The following is a 1,448-nucleotide window of genomic DNA, read 5'->3' as shown; positions in this document are numbered from 1 at the left end:
AAAAACTCATTTAAATCACTTTGCTATTAAGTACAAATTGATTCTTAGAGCGAACCAGATTGCTTGGCAGGAGCTTAAAAATATGGCAGCTTAAAATTGACCGTGCGTAACATGAGTTAGTTAATTTTTGCATGCGTAAATTGGTTTTTATTGTATAATTTATTATCTATAGTTTAATTGTATTTTTCCATGACCACTACTACTCAAATTAAAAAGTACCTTAACTCTTCGCCCACTGATCTAAGTCTCCTTGGCCTCCCTCTTCCGCAGTGTACAGAGGTCTACTCAGACCGTGATTGGGGATTATTGCGGGAGTTTTCCCTATTCGAGCTTGCTAGTATGCAAGGCAAAGTAGAGCACCTAAAAGCCCTGCCTTGGAGTAAGGAAGATAAAATAAGGGCGGTGCAACGAGCCGGTTTCAATGCGATTAGAAAGGCTGCTGGAAATGGTCGTTTGGCAGCCCTGCGCTATTTATTAGAAGAGGTGGGCTTAAGTACAGAGGATAAAATACAAGCGATTAAAACGCAGAACTATTTTACAATTCATTGGGCTGCTTACAATGGTCATTTGGCAATCCTCCGGTACTTATTAGAGGAAGTGAGCTTAAGTGCGGAGGATGAGCTAGAAGCGATTAAAACGCAGAACTACCTTACGATTCGACAGGCTGCTTACAATGGTCATTTGGCAATCCTCTGGTACTTAGTGGACGAAGTGGGCTTAAGTACAGAGGATAAACTAGAAGTGAGTAAAGCGGAGAACTACTCTGCGATTAGAATGGCTGCTAACAAGGGTAAATGGGCAACCTTCCAGTACTTATTAGAAAAAATGGGCTTAAGTAAAGAGGATAAACTAGAAGCGATTAAAGCGGATGATTACTATGCGATTAGAGAGGCTGCTAAACATGGTCAATTGGCAACTCTGAAATACTTATTAGAAAAAATGGGCTTAAGTTCAGAGGATAAGCTGCAAGCGATTAAGATGTATTTTTACCAAACCATTACAGGGGCCGCTGAATATGGTCATTTGGAAACCCTGCAATACTTATTAGAGGAGGTGGGCTTAAGTAGAGAGGAGAAGCTACAAGCAATTAAAGGGGATAACTACTCTATCATTGAAAGGACTGCTCACTACGGTCAATTGGCAACCCTGCAATACTTATTTATAGGCTTAAGTAAAGAGGATAAACTAGAAGCAATTAAAGCGCGGGACTACAATGCGATTAGAAGTGCCGCTTGGCGTGAGCATCGCCCCATCATCACCTATTTTCTCACTTTTGACGCAGGCTTTGCCTACCTTGAATCCCATGACCATGAATATGGGCAAAAGTATGTTTATGCATTTGTAGCTGAACAACTCGAGGCATTAAAAAGACGTAAAGAGGTCTTTGAACAACCCCATCCTGCCGGTGTTTTTGATGTAGAGGCCGAGGAAGCGCGCCGCTGTTTTTA

2 protein-coding genes are annotated in these 1,448 nt (G+C 41.5%); one reads left to right on the top strand and one right to left on the bottom strand.

From position 1 onward, the window contains the following. Positions 1–10 precede the first annotated feature (10 nt). A complete protein-coding gene (locus tag ELY15_RS16670) occupies positions 11–133 on the bottom strand; it encodes a hypothetical protein (RefSeq protein WP_255411137.1) in 123 nt (40 codons plus the stop codon). A 56-nt stretch (positions 134–189) separates the two neighbouring features. Here ELY15_RS16670 and ELY15_RS15750 point away from each other — a divergent pair. Beyond that, positions 190–1,448 (top strand): ankyrin repeat domain-containing protein (locus tag ELY15_RS15750; protein ID WP_148111257.1); only part of this gene is annotated, 1,259 nt, incomplete at its 3' end.

Origin of the sequence: Legionella sp. km772 (assembly GCF_003989735.1) — a bacterium.
Classification (GTDB): Bacteria; Pseudomonadota; Gammaproteobacteria; order Legionellales; family Legionellaceae; genus Legionella.
Note: the sequence above shows the minus strand (reverse complement) of the source record. Positions and strands in the feature narration are given on the sequence as shown.